Origin of the sequence: Microcoleus sp. EPA2, from assembly GCA_020882975.1 — a bacterium.
Lineage (GTDB): Bacteria > Cyanobacteriota > Cyanobacteriia > Cyanobacteriales > Microcoleaceae > Microcoleus.
In genome coordinates this window covers 127,685-149,657 of the sequence record JAHRFD010000010.1, presented here as the reverse complement: position 1 = coordinate 149,657, position 21,973 = coordinate 127,685, and the positions used below count along the sequence as shown (strand labels likewise).

Sequence of the window (21,973 nt, the reverse complement as noted above, 5' to 3'; positions counted from 1 at the left end):
TTTTTCGTTGACTGTTGCATCGTGATTTAACCACAGAGAACGCAGAGAACACAGAGGGAGGTAACAGAGATGAATAATTCCCATGCTACCGGATTTGATATTGTGGCTATGGGATTTTTCAATTGTAGCAAGTGCCAAGGCGATCGCTAGATCAAGGATTAGACTGAGTTTCCTGTGGCTGCTGGTTTTGGAGGAGAAGTTGCTGTTGTTGAATCTGAAGTTGTTGATTTTGCAAGTCTATTTGTCGCTGTCTGTCTTCAAGTTGCAGTCTTCTGTCTTCTGCTTGCTGTAATCTATCTTCACGTTGTATCTCTCTTTCTAGTTGTCTGTCTTCACGTTGCTGTTCTCTATCTTGGCGTTGTTCGCGAATCTGTCTAAGCTGATTGCGTCGGTCGAAATCTCCGCCTAAAAATAAGTTCTGAAAAGTGTTGATAGTTGTTTGAAAACCACTCAAAACTCCGCTAACACTGTTGATGACACCTGCAACTCCGGTGAAGGGCTGCAAGAAACTGTTGACATTATCTGCTACCCTAGTATAGCCCGATCGCGCTACAAGAATCACATCATTGTTGCGGAGAGTGGGATTATTGTTTGGATTCAAACCCTGGGCAAAGTCAACATCTATGGTACGGCGAGAAACAGTGCCATTGGCGTTCAAACGTAGCAGTTCCACCTTGTCTTTTTTGGCACGCAATTGATTGAAACTGCCAGCAGTTAGCAAAGCTTGGTGGAGAGATGTACTGGGTTTAACTAACAAAGCTCCAGGTCTGACTACTTCGCCTACAATATTGATGCTAATGGCATTGGGAGAGAAACTACTACTGCCAATTTGGGAAATTTCTGTCAAGTCTACGTTCGCTGCGGTGGGGATAATAACGCTATCCCCTTCTTGCAACAAAACATCTTGGGTAGCATCACCTTTTTGCAGCAAATCCCAGAGATTTACCATGATAGTTTGTTCGTTGCCTCCTCTGATTTGGCGGCGGATTTGCACGCGGCGAATGTCTGCTTCTGTGGTGATACCGCCAGCAATTTTGAGTGCTCTGGTGATAGTTGGTAAACCCACCACGGCTCCTTGCTGTTGCTCGATGCTAACAAAACCGAGTTCCGTTTGTTGGTTGGTCGATCGCAAATCAGCAGCAGATATAGTATAAGGTCCAGGGCGACTTACCTCGCCGACAATGACCACACCAATTGGTTTAGTAATATCAGCGGAAAAATTGGCACTGGCTCTTTGACGTACTTCTTGAGTATTCAGAGCACTGGCTGTGGGTATATAAATTGTATCTCCATCTCGGATTGTGACGTCTTGCTGTAGATTTCCGGTATCTAAAAATTCCTGCAAATTAACAGTAATAACTTGCTCTGGTCCCCCTCTGCGGGGGCGGCGGATTTGGACGGCCCGCATATCTCCTGCGGATGTGACTCCTTTTGCAAGTTGCAGCATTTCCATCAAAGTGGGAAATTTGACTCCTCCCCCTTCTCTGGAGGGATTAATCTTGTAGGAACCGGGACGAGTAATTTCTCCAGCAATCCCGATGTTTAGGGGTCTAGCAACCATCAAAGTTACGGTGACAACGGGCACATTGATGAAGGGTTCATATCGCCTGGTAATGGCGCTGGCGGCTTGTTGCAATGTTAGCCCTTGAATTGATACACTACGAATGATTGGTAAATTGAGGGTACCGTCAACTAATACTTGGTATTCTTTGCTAAATTCAGGGACACCGAAAATATCTAAAGCAATGCGATCGCCCGAACCTAAAACATAAGGTGATTCCTGGGTGGGTAAACCGGAATTGCCCAGGGGGACGCGAGCACCAGGAAGAGGTGGCGGTGGCGGTAGTCTTACTGGATTTGGGTTAGGAATGGGTGGTCTGGGTCTGAGGGCTGGTAACTGAGCGATAGTGGGTAGTGAACTGCTCAATAACACGAGTGCCGATAAACTAAGACTGGTAGCGCCTTTAACGGTATGTTTCATATTTTTTTTCTGGTGGCAGTCTGTTCCGGGGCGATCGCAATTCGGTTAATTAGTTTATAATTTTAGACCAAAGTTTAAGCTCCACATTCATCTGGGGAGTCAATCTAACATCTCAAATCTAAAATCTCAAATCAACTGACATCCAGTGTAGCCTCACTTTGCTGTAAAATCCAGATCGTCTACTCTTATTTGCGAGTCAAAAATACGTGGGACTTAAGCTTGATCGAGTGATTCCTTGGGGTCGCTGCTTGGACGAATATATCGGAATGTTCCACCTGACATCGGCCGACCGGAAGTTAAAGATACTTGACTGTGCTGGAGGTCCAGCTAGCTTCAATGCAGAAATGACTCGCCAAGGTAATCAAGTAACTTCTTGCGATCCTGTTTATGAGTTTTCGGCGGCCGAAATTGCCGAACGCATCCAGGAAACATATCAAAGGGTGATTGATGGAGTCAGGGCCAATGTAGATGACTACCTATGGACAAATATCGAGTCACCAACTAAATTGGGCGAAGTGAGAATGGCGGCGATGCAGCAATTCTTGGAAGATTTGCCCCAAGGGATTCAGGAACGCCGTTATGTAACTGGTGAATTGCCGATATTACCTTTTGAGAATGGTCAGTTTGATTTGGCACTATGCAGTCATTTTTTGTTTACTTATTCCGACCATTTTACGGAAGAATTTCATCGGGAATCAATTCGCGAAATGTGTCGTACTGCTAGGGAAGTGCGGATTTTTCCTGTGATCAAAATTTCGGGTGAACCTTCTCCTTTCCTAGCGCCAATTATCGAAGAGTTGAAAGGACAAGGATATAAAGTAGAAGTTCAGGATGTATCCTATGAGTTTCAAAGGGGAGGCTATCAATTGTTGCGAGTATGGAGTGTGGCGAATTAGAGTATTCGGCGGTTGAACATTGTCTAGACGTAAACTCCTCAAATTATCTTCAGTCTGCATCCTATTTGATATAATGTTAAACCATTCGCCAAATTCAAACCAACTCATGCCACAAACAGTCTGGATCGCACGACACGGAAACCGCATCGACTTCGTTAACCCCGACTGGTTTCTCACCGCAGAACACCGCTACGATCCCTATCTTTCAGAAGATGGACATATTCAAGCTAGACAATTGGCTAACCGCCTCAAAGGTGAAGGCATTTCTCACATTTTTACTTCTCCTTTTCTGCGAACCGTCCAAACGGCAAACTACGTGGCCGGGGCCCTGGATTTGTCGCTAAAATTAGAGTGGGGATTGTGCGAGTGGCTGAATCCTGAATGGATGACGGAAATGCCGGAAACTCTTTCTGTGGAGGCTTTATGTGAGCGTTTCCCTCGGATTGATGCTTCCTATAAAGGTGGGATGGCAAATTATCCAGAAACAGGGGAGGCTTGTCTTAAAAGGGCTGGCGAAACTGCTAGACGCCTTGTCGCTGAGTTTCCTGAAGATATACTGTTAGTAGGTCATGGTGCGTCGGTGTTAGGGACTGCGATCGGACTGGCGGGGGGTCTGGAAACGGAAATTAATGCTTCTCTGTGTTGTTTGGTGAAAGTGGTACGGGATGGGGGGGAATGGTCGATCGAACTTAATGGTGATACTTCTCATCTCAGCGACACAGAAGTGATGATTCGGTTTAATTAAAGTTGAGAGTTATACAATCTTGTGTATTAAAATTAGGCTGAGATTGTTCAATTTCATCAGATGTCTCCTCAAAAGCCTGTTCAGGGTTGGCGGGATGTCTACCTTGCCAGAATTACTTGAGAAGTCTCTTAAAAAATATCAAATCGACAATTCATAATCGGTATGGCTGGACATAGTAAGTGGGCGAATATTAAACGCCAAAAAGCTAGAGTTGATGCCGTTAAAGGCAAGGTTTTTGCTAGAATATCTCGTGAAATTATTGTCGCAGCCCGCAGCGGTGTGTCAGATCCGGCGGGCAATTTTCAATTGCGAACGGCTATTGAAAAAGCGAAGGCGGCGAGTATTCCTAATGAAAACATAGAAAGGGCGATCGCCAAAGGTGCGGGTTTGTCTGGGGCGAGTTCGGAATTAGAAGCTATCCGCTACGAAGGTTACGGTATTGGCGGTGTGGCTATTTTGATTGAAGCGCTGACAGACAATCGCAATCGCACGGCGGCTGGCTTGCGGGAAGCTTTTACAAAAAATGGTGGGAATCTGGGTGAAACTGGCTGCGTGGGCTGGATGTTTGACCAAAAAGGGGTTTGTACGGTAGGCGGTTTTATTGATGAGGAAAAATTGTTTGAAGCGTCCCTAGAAGCCGAGGCTCAATCCTATGAGTTGATATCTATTGATGAAGATGAGGAAGGTGGTGAGGTGTTTACGACTGTGGCTAATTTGGAAAATCTTTCTGAGGTTTTGAAACAGAAAGGTTTTCAAGTTTTGCAGTCAGAGATTCGTTGGATTCCCAGTATTATAGTGGAAATAGACAATGCTGAAAAAGCTCGATCGCTCTTGAAGTTAATGGATGCACTGGAAGATTTGGATGATGTCCAAAGTGTGACTGCTAATTTTGAAATGACAGATGAATTGATGTCTTTGAGTATGGTTTAACGATCTCAATCACCAGATTTTTGCCATCCGCAAGACAAATCCCGGTAACTCTGGATCGGCGCTGACTGTTTCAGGATTATCCAAGATTTCAGGTTCGCTATCGGGACGGTAGATGTAGACTTTTCTATTTTTGCGATCGAGCAAAAAGCCGAGCGATACACCGTTCTCAATATATTCTTGCATCTTGTTTTGCAATCCCTTGAGAGTGTCACTAGCAGACCGCAATTCAATCACAAAGTCTGGACAAATCGGTGCGAATGAGGCTTTTTGTTCTTCAGTTAAGGCATTCCAGCGCTCTAATTTAATCCAGGAGGCATCGGGGGAGCGGATTGCTCCATTCGGCAAGGTAAAGCCTGCACTGGAGTCAAACGTTTCACCTGTGCCATCTTCTTCTGCCCAGTTTGCAAGTTGCTGAGCAATTTTAATGTTGCGGTTCCCTGTATCTGAAAAGGCGGGTGACATAATGATAACTTCCCCACTGGCTGTACGCTCAATTCTCAAATCGCGATTAACTATACAGAATTCAGAGAACTGTTCAACAGTCATCGATTGGATCGCAGGGAAATTGACCGTCAGTGGGACGCTTTCGGTTTGAATTAGCAGCGTCGTCATGGTTTTTCCTTTTTTTGGTGCAGGGGTGACAGAATACCTTGAGCTTATCATATCTTAGCTTTGCGATCGAAAGTCTTAGTCGATCGGGGAGTCGGAGGCTTATATCCATTTTTGGGCGGTGTTAATAATCTTTTTTGCCAGTTAGCAAATAAGTAATCATGTAACCTTTGCCTTTAATTTGAATAGCGCCACGCTTCTGAAAAGTATACTTATCTTTTAAGAGTTCTTGGGTTTCTACGGTGACTTGAATGCAGCCGGTAATCCCATGGGATTCCATTCGCGAAGCAATATTTACTGTGTCGCCCCACAAATCGTAAATAAATTTTTTGAGTCCGATAACTCCGGCTACTACTGGCCCGGTGTGAATGCCGATCCGAATGCTGAAAGGTTCTGAATGTTGTAAACTGAGGCGGCGAATTTCTTGTAGCATATCGATCGCCATTGCTGCGATCGCCTCGGCGTGATCCTTTCGGGGCGTAGGCAAACCACCGACTACCATGTAAGCATCACCGATAGTTTTAATTTTCTCTAAACCGTGGCGATCGGCCAAGTGGTCAAAAGCGGAAAAAATATCGTTGAGCACTTCCACCACCGCGGTGGCTGAAATTCTCGAAGAAAGTTCTGTAAACCCGACAATATCAGCAAACATGACGGTTACTTCGCTAAAACTTTCGGCAATATTATTTTCGTTGTGCTTCAAACGCTGGACAATCGCGGCGGGTAACACATTTAGCAAGAGTCGATCGGACTTTGTTTGTTCGGCTTCCAACTGTTTGTAAGCATCGTGCAACTGGGAAGCTTGGCGGGCTCTTTCTTGGGCTAGTTTTTCGATTTGGGCTGTGCGGCTCAAAGCTGTCAGCATATAAGTGACGGGAATGAAAGTCCATAACATCCCCATGGTGAGAGTGCCCCAAGAACGCCAGTGTTTGCGATTTTTACGAATTTCCCGACTGGCTGAGATGTAGACATACCAATCGCGATCGCTAATTTTGAGGCGTCTCCTGCAAGCGGTATAATCTGGACCCGGATTGTTGAGAATGGGACAGTTTGACTTGACTTGGTGTTGCAACTCGGCGGACCCCGGCAAGAGTTGTTGGCTGTCGGACTGAAACAGCACTGAAAATTCGTTAACTTGGCTGGTGGCTGGTGTATCTTGCCGAACGGGGGGGCGGCTATCCCGTGAAATTGAGGATGCTTCTGGCTTGTCTGGAGCCTCGCTAGAGATATAAATATTTAGATAGTCGGTATTGCGTCCTTTTAAAGAAGTTTGCAACACATCTTTGCCTCGAAATACTCCCATGACAAATCCTTGCAGCAGTTGGCGACGGGAGGCGACGGTAGTTAGTTTGGTGCTGGTTTCGTAAATCGGGACTATGGCTAATAGATTTAATTCCGAGGAATTATTTTGAATTAAACCCATGTAGCTGGTGACAACCATTTCTCCGGTATCTCGCCCGCGAGAGAGTGCGGCCCGGATTTGTGGTTGGGAGGCGAAGTCAAAGCCCAAAACATTTTTGTTGGTGGCTGCGGGTTCTAGGTATAAAGCAGGGAAGTATTCGGAACGCTGACGGGCTGGGATTGGTTGTCCTTGGAGACCTAATTCTGTAATCTGGAACTTGGGCTGGTTTTGGGTTTGGTTTTGGGCTTCGTAGTCGGCGCGATCGCGATCGGGGATGCGGGGTAGCCACGCCAGGATTTGCAGACTGGGGTGGACTGATAGGGGACGACCTACAAATCGGGCAAAGGAGGACTTATCGACTGTGCGGAAAGCTTTCATGTAGTCGCTGAGGGCGAGCACTGCGTCTAAATCGGAGTTTAGCTGCCTTTCGAGGGCGATCGAGATATCATCCATGCGACGGTGGGTTTCGTAGTCCCAGCGCCCGTTTTCCCAGTTCCACACAATGGCAAATGTAAACACAGACAACCCTATACCCAAACTCAGCGTCAAACCTGCTGGAATGTAGCGAAACCAGGGCAAAGGTAATTTTTTCAACATAATCGAGTCGCCAATAGGGGATTTAGGATAGCGCAGCACTGATTTCGATTAATTTCAGCTAATTTCAGCGTTTTATGCTGCGAATTTAAAGCCCCGATCGCTCAAAAACGGAGGGCAATTGGGAATTAAAATTTAGAGGTTTCTGATATTTTGCACCTTTGTCAACAACTTAAGAACCTACTCCCACACTGGAATTTAAATCCACAGTTCTCTTCCCTGGCAAGAATGCCCAGATGTACCCCAGGCTTCCCTTATATTTTTTTACCATAATTTGATAGCGGATCGACAGTTCCCAATCTGTCATTTCCTGTGCGCTTCGCCCATCATATCAATTCCGGTTGTATCGGAATGATTTAACCACGAAGGCGCTAAGGACGCGAAGGAAGAGAAGAGAGAGATTAATCATTCCGATGTCAACGGATTTGATATCACTCTACACCGACAAGCTGATACAAGAACCGCGAGCAGTTTTGTTAACTTCTATTCTGGCTTGAAAAGCTTCTTTTAAGTGTGGCATATGGGTGACAGTTAGAATGCAGGCGAAATCGGAGGCGATCGCGTTAATAGCTGCAATCAGTCGATCGCATCCTTCTGCATCCTGAGTCCCGAATCCCTCGTCAATAATCAACATTTGCAAAGCCGTCCCTGCCCGCTGAGATAACAATCTCGCCAGCGCCAACCGAATCGCAAAATTAATCCGAAAAGCTTCACCACCGGAATAAGTTTCGTAGGGACGAGTGCCACGGGCATCGGCGATTAAAATATCTAAAGTATCAATCAATTTAGTGGCTTTTTTAGAAGCAGCAGCCCGCTGAGTAATAAATTGAACGTGCAATTGATTGGCGCTCAACCTGGATAATATTTGATTAGTTTCTGCTTCTAGTTGAGGCAACACATTTTCAATCATCAAAGCTTGAATGCCATTTTTGCCAAAGGCTTGACCAAGCTCTTGATAAACTCGCTGCTGGCGTTTGGCAACTTGCATTTGCTCCTTTTGAGCTACTAGCTGAACTTGCCAAGTTTCTAGACTTTGCTGCTGTTGCTGAAGCCGTCCCAGACTTCCCAAATGTTGGTCTAGCTGCTGGCGACGGCGACTGATTTGTTGTTCGATCGCACTTATTTGTGTTCTGGGATCGGGATGTTCTTGCAACTGCTTGCTCATGGCGGAAATTTGAGCGCTGACAGCTTGCAAATCTCGATCGCGCACAGCCATCGAACTAGCTATTTCATTAAGTCGCTGCTGCACTTGTGGGTACTGCTGAGTTGCCGCGCGCAGTTTTTCTGCCCTAGGAAGCCAAAATTGCGTCCGGCGCATTTCGCTGCGGACTTGTTCGTGCTGTTCAAAATTGTAACCAACTTCCGCAATATATCTATCTAAAGACAGAATTTGTTGCTGTATGGGCGAACTATTTTTTTCCTGTTCTAACTGCTGCTGTAATGCGACTAATTGAGTTTGCAATTCAGGACGGCGGGCGTTAATTTTATGAAGTCTTTGTTGAGCATCTTTGATTTGAGATTGCTGAATTTCTGCCCACCGCAAACGCTTTTCCTCACTGCGGGCGAGGGAATGACTGCGATCGCTATAATTAAGTTCTTGCAGTTGCTGTTCGATTTGTTGGAGTTGGGCATACTCATCGGATGCGTAATCCCCAGTACGGAGCGATCGCTCTATTTCCGCAGCATCTTTGCGCAGAATGTGCAAGCGGTTTTCATCCTTACCTAGGGCCTCCAATTGAGCCTGCAAATTAGCGCGCCGTTCCCGCAATTCTTCGTAGGGGGCTAACTCAGCTTCTAGTTGGCGAAATTCCTGTCTGAGGACGTGAATTTCCCGTTCCGACACGGCTAACTGTTCGCGGACTACCCACAGTTGGTTCCAAATTTCTTGCTGTTGGGTATGATGTTTTTTGACTACCAAATTCCAGTAGTGCTCGTCTAAAGGTCGATCGCACAAAGGACAATTTCCAAAATCGGCATGGCGCACCACTAAATGCGAGTGAGATTGCTCATTTTCCAGCAAATTCGCTGCTTGACTTTCCCGTAGCAAAGCCTTCTCGGCAGTTTTTTCGCCTTCTTCTTTCCGTAAAAGTTGCAGTTTGCGATCGATTTCATCTAATTTAGTTTGATAGTCCAGGCTTTTAGCTTTCAGGTTTTCGAGAAAGTTGTGTCTTTCTCTGCCTTTTTCTCGGACTCGCTCCTGATAAACTCGCTTGTTTTCTAACAGCAAAATTTGATTAGCAATTGCCGAAATTTCCTGTTGCAATTGTGGCTGTCGCTGCTGCTGTTCCACTTGCAACTGTCGGTTAATTTCCTGCAAGCGGGCGGTTAAACCTGCGTGGGCGCGATCGAGTTTAGTTTGTGTCTGTTGTTGCTCTTGGAGTAGGGGCGAAACTTGCAGTTGCAGTTGTTCTAGTTGTTGGAGTTGCGATCGGGCTACTTGCAATTTAGCCAGTCCTTTTTCCACCTCCGGCTGCTGTTTCAGCACTTCCATCACTTCAGTTTCTTGCTGTTGCAAAACATCTAACTGAGCTTGCAATTGTTGAATTCTGCCTTGCAAAACACTCAATTCTTGCCGCTGCTGTTCTTGGAATTTTTGACGTTGATTTTGAGCCTCTTGGTTAGCTTTTAATTTCCCTGCTAGACTCTCTTCATTAGCTTGTAAACTGTGGAAATAAGTAATTCCTGTTGTAATTTCATTTTCTTGTTCTAGCAGGGCTTGCAGCTCATTTTGCTGCTGTTTGGCTCCGGCTAGTTCTTGCTGCAAGCGACGGCATTCTTGAGAGATGTTGTGATGTTGTTGTTGGTAGCCAGCCAGGAGTGTTTGCCAAGTTTGGCGATTGTGGTGTTGCAGTTGCAGTTGCTGCAACTGTGCGGTGTCAATTTCCTGCTGTTGTTGCAATTGCGTCGTTACTTGTTGCAATTGGACTTGTTCTGTGGCGATCGCATCTTTTTGTTGCAGTTGCTCTTGTATGGTTTGCAAACTCTGTTTGAGCACTTCAACTTGAGTTTTAAATTGTCTCGATTTATCCTTGGCTTGTTCCGACAAAGCATCGTAGCGATCGAGTTTGAGCAGATTTGCTAACACTTGTTTGCGCTCGATCGGCTTTTTCAGCATAAACTCATCAGCTCGCCCTTGTCGCAGATAGGCTGAGTTGATAAAAGTCTCGTAATCTAATTTAATGTATTCGAGAATTTTCTGCTGAGTGATTCTCAGACCTTTATCAGTCAGCGTGCGAAAATTCACCCCTCCTAGCCCCTCCTTAGTAAGCGAGGAAGAAGAAGTGAATTCTGCTTGCGTTCCCTCACCAAGGGCACAATTCTCCTCTTGCGCCCCCCTTTTACTCAGGGCGTGGAAGGGGAGGTTGGTTGCTACTTGAAATTCCAAACTCCCGGATTGTCCGCGGCGGCGATGGCGAATTACCCGATAAACTTGGCCACCAGTAGCAAAAGTGAAATCAACCCGAACATCTATTTCGCCCATGTGGATGATCTCATCTTCATCGCTGCGACAACAGCCCCAAACAGCCCAGGTAATCGCTTCCAAGAGTGAAGATTTGCCAGCACCGTTAGGCCCGCAAATGCAAGCAGTGTGCAAGCCGCGAAAGTCTAAAGCAGCTTCGCGATAGCTGAGAAAATTTTTAAGTGTCAGTTGTATAGGAATCATTTAAGGCATCGCGCCATACAATCTCTTATAAGTAACACTATTTGTGTGGTGTTGGCTAGTTATTCAATCCAGATCCAGAATAATATCAATTCCGGTTGTATCGGAATGATTTAACCGCGAAGGTGCAAAGGACGCGAAGGAAGAGAAGAGAGGATTTGATATAACTTCTCAAAGAAGTCCCGACTCTGGGGATCGCTCCTAAATCAAAAAAAAAAGGTTGGCTGCAATCCTACAGCCAACCACCTACTTACTTGTTATAGATTTGCTCAAACAGCCCAACTATCGAGCAATATTGGGGAAGGTATAACCGACACCCAGTAACAATCCCACTTCAGTACCATCCAGAAAACCAATATTCAACCCAGCCGTTGCTGTAAAATTTCTAGAGAGTGGCACATCTACGCCCCCGGAAATCAGGAAGCCAAAATTGCTGTTGTCTCCGGTAGAAAATGCCACGCCAGCACCTGCATAAGGAGCAGCAGTAATCACAAAATCATCGCTGACTTCTACTGCATTTCCCGTTCCAAAATCGTAGGTAACAGGAATCAAAACCGTGAGGTTGTCCCGGAACAAAACACTAGGCCTCACCGAGAAATTGTTGGTCAAACCAATTTTGCTAAGAATCGCAAAGGAAGTGTCGCCCAAGGCTGTATCTCCCCCAAAACCAAGATTACCGCCAATGCCGATGTAGCTAGGGCCAGAACGGGTAGAGCGTCCGGGTCTGACTTGGTTTGCTTGAGCCACTTTTTGAGTTGGTGCTGAGGCAATTTCCGGTTTTTCTGTAGCAGTTGTCGGTTCTTTTGTCAAGGCCGATGCCGAAGTGCTCACAGGATTACTCAAGACTTCCTTGGCAGTTTTGACTTCTTTATCAGCATTGACTGCTGTCAGTTCGGAAGTTCGATCGCCCTTGGTGGCGTTTTCGGCAGTAGGCTGCACTTTAGCGCTATTATCAGCGATGGTAGCTGCTGGTTCGGAGTCTTTAGTCTCAGCAGCAGTCATAGATGTATTTTCCAGATTTTCAGTCGCCGGAATTTCGGAATTTGCGACATCTGATGTGGCTGGTGCCATGGCAGATGCTTCCACATTCGTGGGTGATTCCGAAGTTGCTGTCTCTGGTACTAACTCAGATTTGACTCCCTCATCTAGTTGTAGAGAACTTATAGAATCAATTTCTTTATTACTAGCAGTTGTTACTGCATCGGTTTTAACCGCCACAGTCGCAACGGGCTCGGAAACTTCAGGGATGTTTTGAGAGGGCAAACTTGCTGATGTGGCGGTATCTGGCAAGTTGCCAGTTTCAGCTTTAACTGACAGGGTACTGCAACAAACAGCCAAAGCGGCAAGATTTACTAAGGCGAAAGTAGACCTGGAAAATAGATTATTCACAGATTTTCCTCAATCAATGGTGTGTTAAAAGTGTATCAGAGCTAAAGTCGAGAGCTTTGTTTAAACTTGACAAAAATCTGAGTGGTCTTGTTCCTACATTGCCACTTAACCTTTGAAGAGTCAACTCTCCAGCCGATGCACTTCTTTGAGTGTCTATCAGTTGTCGGTTTTATTATAATTTGCCGATCGACCAAAAATCAATCCCAGGGAAGATTTTATACAAAAGCTGTGTCGTTAGCAGAGTACAGAGTCGATCGCAGGTGAGACCAAGATAAAATCTTCTAGTGAGCTAGTACCCAGCTAGCGATTAAATAGACAAGGTGGTACACTGCACCGACAGCAACAGGGAAAAATCCGGCAAGTCTGGCCACACCAGCGGGAAACCAACACCAAGCGAGAGTTCAAAACCGTCTAGGCAACATCCGCAGTTAACAATTGGTTTACATACTATCTAATCTCAACCTGATTTTATGAGCAAAGTTTTAGTTATATTAGGGGAATTGAGCGATCGGGACATTGATTGGATGGTTGCTAACGGGAAGCGCACCCAAATCAAAGCCGGCACCACACTTATCACCGAAGGCAAACCCTTAGAAGCACTATATATCGTACTCGATGGCACTTTGAGCGTATTTGCCTCATCCCTAGGCAACAAACCAATTGGGACAATTATTTCCGGCGAAGTCCTAGGCGAAATGTCCTTTGTAGACGGAAGACTGCCATCTGCTAGTGTCATCGCCCAAGAAGAATGCCTAATCCTATCAATTTCTAGACGTCTACTAACCGAAAAACTCGAACAAGACGTACTATTTTCCCTGCGATTTTATCGCGCCATTACCAAATTTTTATCATCCAGATTGCGCGGTACTGTCAAGCGTTTAGGCGAAGATACCAACGACCTAGTATATCAACAACCACAGGACGAACTCCCCATCTCCCAAGCCTGGGACAATCCCGATTTAGCCCAATCGAGATTTAAATCCCTCTTGCAGCGTTTAAGAGGAAATTGAAACAATTTTCATCAATCCCAACAACACATCTCCCATAATTATAGTGAAACAAGTCAGACAGCCTGTGCTTCAGAAGCTTTTTGGGAGATGTCTATTACCAATTACCAATTACCAATTACCAATTACCAATTACCTATTACCAATTACCTATTACCAATTACTACTTCCTCTGCAATTTAATACCTCGCATAGAATAATCTAAAAGCTCCATGGGGTGCATCAAACAAACCTCTTTTCCCTGCAACTCCAAATGCTTCTTAATTTGCAGCGAACAACCAGGATTAGAAGAAGCAATCAACTCCGCCCCAGTATTCAGCAAATTCTCCACCTTTTGCACTCCCAATTCATCAGCTATCTCCGGCTGCAACAGATTATAAACACCCGCACTCCCGCAGCACAAAGCAGCATCCATAGGTTCTTTTAACTTCACTCCCGGAATTTGTTGCAACAACTGACGAGGTTGAGCACTAATCTTTTGTCCGTGCAACAAATGGCAAGCATCCTGATAAACAATTGTCAAATCTCCATCCACCAAAGGATGAAGTTTTGCCGTCATACCCGCCATTACCAAAAACTCTTGCACATCCTTAACCTTAGCCGCAAAAGCTTCAGCTTTCTGCCGATAGGCATCGTCATCAGCTAAAATATGACCGTATTCTTTCAAAGTGTGACCACAACCCGCAGCATTGATAATCACAAAATCCACACCCGTATTTTCAAAGCTGTCAATCATTTGTCTCGCCAAAGTTTGTGCCTGTTGCCCTTGTCCTTGGTGTTCTGGCAAAGCAGCACAACATCCCTGACTTTTGGGAATCACCACCTCACAACCATTAGCAGTTAAAACCCGCACCGTAGCTTCATTAACCGGGGAAAACAACAGCCGCTGTACACAACCTAAAATCACGCCAACTCGATAGCGTTTTTCACCTTGGGCTGGAATTACCGCTGGTAAATTATCCCGGAAAGAATCCACAGTAACTTTCGGCAAGATAGATTCCATCGCAGCCAAACGAGGAAATACTTTTTTCAGTAAACCTGTGCTGCGAACCAGTTGAGATAGTCCTAATTTTTGATAAATAAACAAAGGCACAAGTAAAGGCCGCAATCGGTGAGGATAGGGAAAAAGATTAAAAATCAGAGTGCGAATTACTTTGTCAGAAAAAGAGCGTTCCTGATTCCGAGAAACTTGGTGACGTGTGGCGGAAATTAATTTATCGTATTGTACACCCGATGGACAAGTAGTAACACAGGCCAAACAGCCCAAACAAGTATCAAAATGCTGGGAAGTTGCTTCATTCAAAGGTGCTTCACCTTCGTTAATAGCATCCATCAAATAAATGCGGCCTCTGGGGGAATCCATTTCTTTACCCAGTACGCGATAACTAGGACAAGTGGACAAACAAAAGCCACAATGCACGCAAGTATCAATTAATTTAGGATTCGGAGGATTATGAGTATCAAAACCCTGGAGTTCGGGAATTTGTAAATGAGAATTTTGTGCTAAAAAATTGCTTTCCTTAGCAGGTTTTAAATTATCGCTGGGAACTTGAGATTTTTCGGAAGTTTGCATAGGGCAGAAAGAAGAAATAAGAAAAAATGAACCAAGAATAAAGCTTTAGTTATTGAAAATCGAAATCAGAAGCAAACAAACACTTCTCTTCTTTTCTCCTCCTTCGTGTTCTTCGCGTCTTCGCGGTTCGTCAAAAAACAAACACTGAAGTCCTGACTACAAACTTTAAACTAAATACCATTAAGGAAACGATGGGGATTCAAAATATTTTCCTGGTCAAACTGTTGCTTAATCCGGCGCATAAGATCGATCGCACTTCCAGTATAGCCCCAAACATCCAACTGTTGCTTGAGAGCAGGAGGCGCAGCCAAAACAGTCAAAAAACCTGCTTTAGCTTCACAGACTCGGCGTATTTGCAACAATGTTTCCGCCGTCGCACTCTCCCAGCGCCAAATCCCCAAACCGCTACCGGCATGAATCACAGCATCCTGTATGGGCAATTCATCCATTACCTTGACAGCTTCAGAGGGCCTGACTCCTACTTTGCAAATAATCGGAGAGTCTTGGGTATGATTCCAGATAGTTTCTGGCAATGTTTGCCATAACTGATGGTCATCATTTTCGCCCCAACTAGCCCCTTGCAAACCCAACTTTTCCCCAACTGACCGCAAGCGGGCTGATTGTTGTTTAACACTCTCTGGAATACTTTGAAATCTGACTATTAATCCTAAGCCTTTTCCTAAACCTAATTTGGCGACTAAATCCGGTGATAGTAAATCCACGGCTGTGGGAGTCAAAGCCGAAGATAAGAGGATTTGGGTTGCTTGAGTTAAAGCCCCTGGTGCCCCAGTCAAGAGGACTGTTTCGGAGGCGACGGGGAGGGGATAAACTCGGAAAGTGACTTGACTAATGATACCTAAAGTGCCGTAAGCACCGGTAAATAGTTTCATCAAATCGTAACCGGCGACGTTTTTGACTACTCGGCCGCCCGCAGTGGCTATTTTACCGTCCGATCGCACAAAAGTCATTCCCAACAGCAAATCGCGAACCCCCCGATAGCGATGGCGCAGGGAACCCGCGTCAGCAGTAGCGACAATGCCACCCAAGGTTGCTTGCTGTGGGTAGGCCGGATCGATGGGCAAAAACTGACCGGCGGCGGCTAAAACTTGCTGTAAATCCCCAAACTTCATCCCCGCTTCCGCAGTCACGGTTAAATCGCCTACAGCGTGTTCTATCAGTCGATTCAGGCGCGAAGTGTTGACAGCCATGAGTCGGAGATTCGAGTCTAATTTGACCAAACCGCCCCAATCCAGTTTACTGCCGCCACCACAAGGCAAGACAGCATAACCATTTTGCCCAGCCCAAGCAATCACAGCCGCGAGTTCTGCCTGGGTATTGGGATAAACGATGCTGTCTACTTTCGTGCCGGGGCTAACTGCTGTGTCTATCTGTTGTTGCCAAAAAGCCTCTGTATCTTGCCACTGACAGATGCCAGCATTGCCGACAATAGTTTCTAGTTGTTTGATTTGTGCCAAGTTTATAGTCACCTGATTTAATAGCAATACGGCAAAAAGTGCGATCGAGCTGACATCTTGCAGCATTCTCAATAAGCTTTAGGGGTGGGTTCACCTCCAAATTCGCAATAATTCACCCCAAATACTGTACCACAATATCCACACTTACACACTAATCGGCTCTTCGTTTCAACCCCTGTCTCATACCACAAATCCTCTAAACCAGGACTTAAATACACATTTTTTGATAATTATTTTCAGGTTTTTTTGACCGTCGGTTGAAACCGAATTTGGCGATGGGACTGGGATTTAAATCCCTGGCGGTTTTGGGGACAAAGCAATCGATTGGAGCGCTCTAAAGGACTATGTATCAATACATTTTTATTAAATCTTAACAGATCTTTTAAGTAATAAGCCGTTATCGTTGGTACAACAAATTTTGACTATTTTTTGAACTCACAGTAGGTGTATGATGCCAAATTTAAACACTCAGGTTTCGGGAAGTGCGATCGCTTTTATCGATCGCCTGGTTACAGATTATCAAAGTTTGATTGCAGGGGCAACACCGAATACCGAAGTAGTGGTTTTGGATGGGAACCGGGATGCGATCGCACAAATTACCGAAGTTTTGGGCGATCGCACAAATATTGATAGCATTCACATAGTTTCTCACGGTGCTCCGGGTAGTTTGCAACTGGGAAAAACTAGATTGTGTGCGGACAATCTGGAAACTTATGCCGAGAAATTGCAGCAGTGGCGGAGTGCTTTAACTCCTCGTGCAGAAATTTTGATTTATGGTTGTAATGTCGCATCGGGGCCTGGCGATTGCCCGACAATCCGCCGGGGAATTAATTCCCCCAGCGGATCGGATGAATGTGCGATCGATAATGAATACGGGATCGACAATGAAAACGCGATCGATTGCAATGTCGCATCGGGGCCTGGCGATTGCCTCAAAGTCCGCCGGGGAATTAATTCCCCGTCTCATAGCGCAAGTCGGTTGAAACCGACTGAAAACAAGGTGGGTATTCAGTCCTCTTTAGAGGACTTTCGCTATGAGACGGGGGTTTCAACCCCTGGCGGATCGGAGGAGTACGCGATAAATGATGAACGGGCGATAAATGATGAACGGGCGATAAATGATGAATGTGCGATCGATCTCCAAAACGCAAAAGATCGTGAACGGGCGATCGAGCTCGAAAACGCCAAAGATCGTGAACGGGCGATCGATCTATCTCGCATTTACCCGAAAGTCCGCCGGGGAATTAATTCCCCGTCTCATAGCGCAAGTCGGTTGAAACCGACTGAAAATAATCTCAATAAACAATCGAATCAACAGTCCTCTTCAGAGGACTTTCGCTATGAGACGGGGGTTTCAACCCCCGGCGGAACCGGGGAACAAACGATAGATTTAGATTTAAATTTAGATTTAGATCGAGACGGTTTCACCTTCATCCAGCGCATCGCCCAACTCACAAATACCAACGTTGCCGCCTCCAAAAACCTCACCGGCAGTGCAGCAAAAGGTGGCGACTGGGAACTAGAAGTCACAACCGGGAAAATAGCAGCACCTTTAGCATTTCGGCCCGAAGTTCTAGCAGCATATAACCACGTCCTTGCCACCTTCAGTGAAGCCAGAAACTATACTGTACCAAATGCTGGAGACCTTGATACGGGCGACCTTAATGGTGACGGTTTCCTCGACTTAGTGGTAGCAGGTACGGAGCAACGCTTCGTCTCAAGAGATGTTTCCATATTGTTGGGTACGGGCACTACGGGCAGCTTTGGTACTCCTATCAGCTTACTTAAGCCAGCAGGTAAGGAGAATCCCTCTGGGGTTACATTTGGCGACTTTAATAAAGACGGAAAACTCGATTTAGCTGTAGCGAATCGTAAGAATTTACAAGGTAACGGCAATTTCGTTTCCATCCGTCTGGGGACGGGTACTGGTACTTTTGGCGATCCCACCAACTTCGGTGAAAATATAGATCATGCTTCGATCGTAGCCGGTGACTTTAATGGAGATGGCAAGTTAGATTTAGCCACAACTCCTTATCGAGATAACTTCATTTCAATACTTGTTGGAGACGGTACTGGTAGCTTTGGTACTCCCGTTAAGATTAATACACAAACACCAAAGTTTACTATTGACAAAGCCGACTTTAACGGCGATGGCAAACTCGATTTAGTCACATCGAACTATTCAGAGACTAATAACATCTCCGTTTTCTTAGGAGATGGTAAAGGCAATTTTAACTCCCCCGTTAACCTTACCTCCCCCAGAACAGAGTTTCGCACTGTCGTCACAGGCGACTTTAATGGCGATGGCAAACTCGATATTGCAGCTAATAACAGCTCCAATCAATCTGTCTCAGTCTTCTTGGGAGATGGTACGGGTAATTTTGATACTGCTAACAACTTTAGTCTCCCACGTTATCTATATGGAGGTCCCGAATCTGTCGTTGCAGGGGATTTTAGTGGCGATGGCAAACTCGATTTAGCGACGCCTAGCTTCACCACTGAGGAACTTTCAGTCTTGTCAGGAGATGGTACGGGTAAATTTGGTACTCTCAGCACATTTACGCTCCCGCGTGCCGTGAACATTGATAGTTATTATTCTTTTTCGGCTGTGGGAGATTTTAATGCTGACGGCAAGTTGGATATAGCTGCAACTTCCGATGATACTGTCTCGATTCTGCTGAATACATCGAATACAGTTAATTTCGGTGCGGCGACTTACAGCGGCGTGGAAGGAGCAACAGACACAGTAGTTAATATTCCCGTCAAGATCGCAGGCGGCACTCCCTTAAACGATGTAGTTGTGCCAATTATCCTCGACTCCAGCAGCACTGCCACCCAAAATACAGACTACACCTTTTCTCCTACTTCGATTACCTTCCCCGCAGGTGCAACAGGTGACGCACTCACCAAGAATGTTGCAGTTACGATCAAGCCTGACAATCTCTCTGAAAACCCCGAAACTGTAATTTTCAACCTTGGCACAATTACAGGTGCGATTGCCGGATCTACAAAGAAAACAACTCTAACTATTTCAGATCGGGTTTTTGTTACTTATGCCATTGCTGCCGGTACTGCCAGCATTGACGAAGGCAATAGCGGCAAAAAACCTTTAACTTTCACTGTGACTCGCAGCAACGTCACTAACGGGGCAAGTAGCGTCAAATATGCAATAGCAGGAACAGCTACCAACAGCAGCGATTATAACAATATCGGCGGCACTTCTGGGGCAAGGAATGCTACTGGCACGATTAATTTTGCGACTGGTGAAACATCAAAAACCATCACTCTGGATGTGTTGGGCGACACCACGGTGGAACCCGATGAAACTATTACCGTCACCCTGTCGGAGGCCACAGGTATCGCAGCGGTAACACCGACAATTACCGCGGATACCGCTACCACAACTATTATTAATTACACTGCACCGACGCCGACGCCAACACCGACACCAGTCACGCCAACGCCAACGCCCACACCGACACCGCCAACGCCGACACCAACGCCGACACCAACATCAGAACCGCCGACACCAACACCGCCAACACCAACGCCCACACCGACACCAGTCACGCCTACACCAACACCGACACCAACACCAACGCCGACACCAACACCGACACCAACACCGACACCAACTCCAATACCAACTCCAACTCCAATAGCAACTCCAACACCAACCCCAATACCAACTCCAATATTAGTACCAATACCAATACCAATACCAATACCAACTCCAATACCAATACCAACGCCAACGCCCACTAATCGTCCTCCAGAGGAGAATATTCACCTGGGCTACCGTTACACTCCTTTAGATCGGGACATTCCTAACGTCTACATAGACCCGGATGGGGACCTACTAACCTACACGCTAACCCTTCCTGACGGCAGTTTATTACAGAGCAATCCGAACAGCAGTTGGCTTGGATTCTCGTTTGACTCTGCCACAAACAGCATTAAGTTTACCGGAACTCCCCCAAGTAACTGGCAAGAATTCCGGGCTAAATTAACAGCAATAGACCCTTATGGTGCAAGTGCCAGCCAGATAATCAAGGTAATAAAATCCAGAGACGGGCGGGTTATCGACGGTTACATTTCTGGTGCGACTGTCTTCTTAGATGTCAACAAAAATGGCGTTCTTGATGCCGGCGAACCATTAACTAATACTGACTCTAACGGTGAATTTAATCTCAATCTCCCCTTCGAGACTTTCGACAACAATCAAAATGGCGAAATTGACTCAGGTAAAGGCAATTTAGTAGCTATTGGTGGGACGGATACCGCCACTGGTTTACCCCTAGAAACACCAGTAACCGCACCACCCGATGCTACTGTTGTCACCCTCTTAACCAGCTTAGTTGCCGACTTAATCGACAAAGGAATTGCACCAGCAGAAGCACAATCTTTAGTCAAAACTTCCCTTTCCATTCCCACTAATGTTGACCTGACCAGCTTAGATCCCATAGACGCCACCAACAACAACCAGCCAGGGGGAGTCGCAACTTTATCTGCTATGGTAAAAGTCCAAAATTTTATCACTCAAACTGCTGCTTTGATTGACGGTGCTTCTAGTGTGGCAACGAAGGATATTGTCAAGGCTGTTGTCACTTCAATTACGATTCGAGTTCAATCTGGTACTGTTTTAAATCTGAGCAATGCAGCCGATTTAGAACCGATTATTCAGCAAGCTGCCACTAGAATCAAGCAATTTGACTCCCGTTTCAACAGTCAAAAGTTTACCCAAATGACCTCGCAAGCTGCGACTGTAATGGCAACAGCAAATCAACGCATTGATGCCGCTGTCTCCAGCACAACAGGAACATCCATTCCTGAAGCAGTCGCCCGCGTCCAAAAAGTAACTTTGGGCGAAACTACTCAAGATTTCAAAGCTGTTGGTGCGGGAACTAAGACAATTTCTCAGGTAGTTTCTGAGAATACTGGTACGGCTTTAGATACCCAAATTCAAGCTGTGACACTACCTGGTGGGCTTGCTACTCCTGTTGTCACCGGCGACGTTGATTTGGGCAGCAATTCGCCCGACGCAATTATCGGTACAAACGGGGACGATATCCTGACTGGCGGAAACACAAATGATGTTTTGATGGGGATGAGGGGCAATGATTACCTCGACGGTGCGATCGCCAATGACTCTCTTTTCGGAGGCAAAGGTGATGATATTATGCTGGGAGGTAGCGGTGATGATGCCTTGTTTGGCAGTCGCGGTGCCGACATTTTGAATGGCGGTGATGGTAACGATATTCTGCTGGGAGGTAAGGGTGATGATTTGCTCACAGGCGGTTTGGGAAGTGATATTTTGACAGGAGGTGCTGGCAATGATAAATTCTTGCTTTCTACCAATTCTGGTATCGATACTATCTTGGATTTTGAGGATGGCCAAGATTTGCTAATACTGGGCAATAATCTCACTTTCTCACAATTGTCAATTACTCAAGAAAACAGTGCTACTTTCATCCGTTTGTCAGCAACAGGTGAAATTTTAGCCTCTCTGAATGGGGTATCTGCAAGTGCGATTAGTGCGGCCAATTTCAATTTAGCTTAGAGCAGCAGCGGGGTAGGCACGGGGGCACTACCCCTACAAAATCCTCGTTTTTTTGAGAATGAAATAGAGCATCCCGATTTCGCATAGGCGAAGCATGACCGCAGACAATTTATTAGCGATCGCCAGAGATTTACAGCCGTCATGCTTCGCC

General features: G+C 45.8%; 12 protein-coding genes. 5 read left to right on the top strand and 7 right to left on the bottom strand.

What is annotated here, in order from left to right:
- Positions 1 to 151: 151 nt before the first annotated feature.
- A complete protein-coding gene (locus AAFP14_RS11960; protein WP_341732474.1) occupies positions 152 to 1,981 on the bottom strand; it encodes a polysaccharide biosynthesis/export family protein in 1,830 nt (609 codons plus the stop codon).
- Positions 1,982 to 2,187: 206 nt separating this feature from the next.
- Here AAFP14_RS11960 and AAFP14_RS11955 point away from each other — a divergent pair, with 206 nt between their 5' ends.
- The 3 genes from AAFP14_RS11955 to AAFP14_RS11945 all read left to right on the top strand — a co-directional run bounded on the left by AAFP14_RS11955 (position 2,188) and on the right by AAFP14_RS11945 (position 4,552).
- A complete protein-coding gene (locus tag AAFP14_RS11955) occupies positions 2,188 to 2,877 on the top strand; it encodes a class I SAM-dependent methyltransferase (protein WP_341732473.1) in 690 nt (229 codons plus the stop codon).
- Positions 2,878 to 2,983: 106 nt separating this feature from the next.
- Entirely contained in the window at positions 2,984 to 3,622 is a 639-nt protein-coding gene (locus AAFP14_RS11950; RefSeq protein WP_341732472.1) for a histidine phosphatase family protein, read from the top strand.
- A 162-nt stretch (positions 3,623 to 3,784) separates the two neighbouring features.
- Positions 3,785 to 4,552, top strand: a complete 768-nt coding sequence (locus AAFP14_RS11945; protein ID WP_341732471.1) for a YebC/PmpR family DNA-binding transcriptional regulator — start codon at positions 3,785 to 3,787, stop codon at positions 4,550 to 4,552.
- Between the two features lie 9 nt (positions 4,553 to 4,561).
- Here AAFP14_RS11945 and AAFP14_RS11940 read toward each other — a convergent pair whose 3' ends face one another.
- The 4 genes from AAFP14_RS11940 to AAFP14_RS11925 form a co-directional block, all read right to left on the bottom strand.
- Positions 4,562 to 5,164 (bottom strand): Uma2 family endonuclease, encoded by a 603-nt coding sequence (locus tag AAFP14_RS11940; protein ID WP_341732508.1) that lies wholly within the window; start codon positions 5,162 to 5,164, stop codon positions 4,562 to 4,564.
- A gap of 121 nt (positions 5,165 to 5,285) precedes the next feature.
- Positions 5,286 to 7,160, bottom strand: a complete 1,875-nt coding sequence (locus tag AAFP14_RS11935; RefSeq protein WP_341732470.1) for an adenylate/guanylate cyclase domain-containing protein — start codon at positions 7,158 to 7,160, stop codon at positions 5,286 to 5,288.
- 433 nt (positions 7,161 to 7,593) lie between these two features.
- A complete protein-coding gene (locus AAFP14_RS11930; protein ID WP_341732469.1) occupies positions 7,594 to 10,821 on the bottom strand; it encodes an AAA family ATPase in 3,228 nt (1,075 codons plus the stop codon).
- A 279-nt stretch (positions 10,822 to 11,100) separates the two neighbouring features.
- Positions 11,101 to 12,207 (bottom strand): outer membrane protein, encoded by a 1,107-nt coding sequence (locus AAFP14_RS11925; protein WP_341732468.1) that lies wholly within the window; start codon positions 12,205 to 12,207, stop codon positions 11,101 to 11,103.
- A gap of 470 nt (positions 12,208 to 12,677) precedes the next feature.
- Between AAFP14_RS11925 and AAFP14_RS11920 the strand changes: the two genes are divergently transcribed.
- Positions 12,678 to 13,217: a cyclic nucleotide-binding domain-containing protein gene (locus AAFP14_RS11920; RefSeq protein WP_341732467.1), complete on the top strand. Its 540-nt coding sequence runs from the start codon at positions 12,678 to 12,680 to the stop codon at positions 13,215 to 13,217.
- A 160-nt stretch (positions 13,218 to 13,377) separates the two neighbouring features.
- On the opposite strand, the gene AAFP14_RS11915 is transcribed toward AAFP14_RS11920, so the two are convergent.
- Both AAFP14_RS11915 and AAFP14_RS11910 read right to left on the bottom strand, forming a co-directional pair.
- The gene (locus AAFP14_RS11915) at positions 13,378 to 14,787 is read right to left on the bottom strand and encodes a (Fe-S)-binding protein (RefSeq protein WP_341732466.1); all 1,410 of its coding nucleotides are present in this window, start codon (positions 14,785 to 14,787) and stop codon (positions 13,378 to 13,380) included.
- 170 nt (positions 14,788 to 14,957) lie between these two features.
- A complete protein-coding gene (locus AAFP14_RS11910) occupies positions 14,958 to 16,328 on the bottom strand; it encodes an FAD-binding oxidoreductase (RefSeq protein WP_341732465.1) in 1,371 nt (456 codons plus the stop codon).
- Positions 16,329 to 16,710: 382 nt separating this feature from the next.
- Here AAFP14_RS11910 and AAFP14_RS11905 point away from each other — a divergent pair, with 382 nt between their 5' ends.
- Positions 16,711 to 21,822: a DUF4347 domain-containing protein gene (locus AAFP14_RS11905; RefSeq protein ID WP_341732464.1), complete on the top strand. Its 5,112-nt coding sequence runs from the start codon at positions 16,711 to 16,713 to the stop codon at positions 21,820 to 21,822.
- Positions 21,823 to 21,973 lie beyond the last annotated feature (151 nt).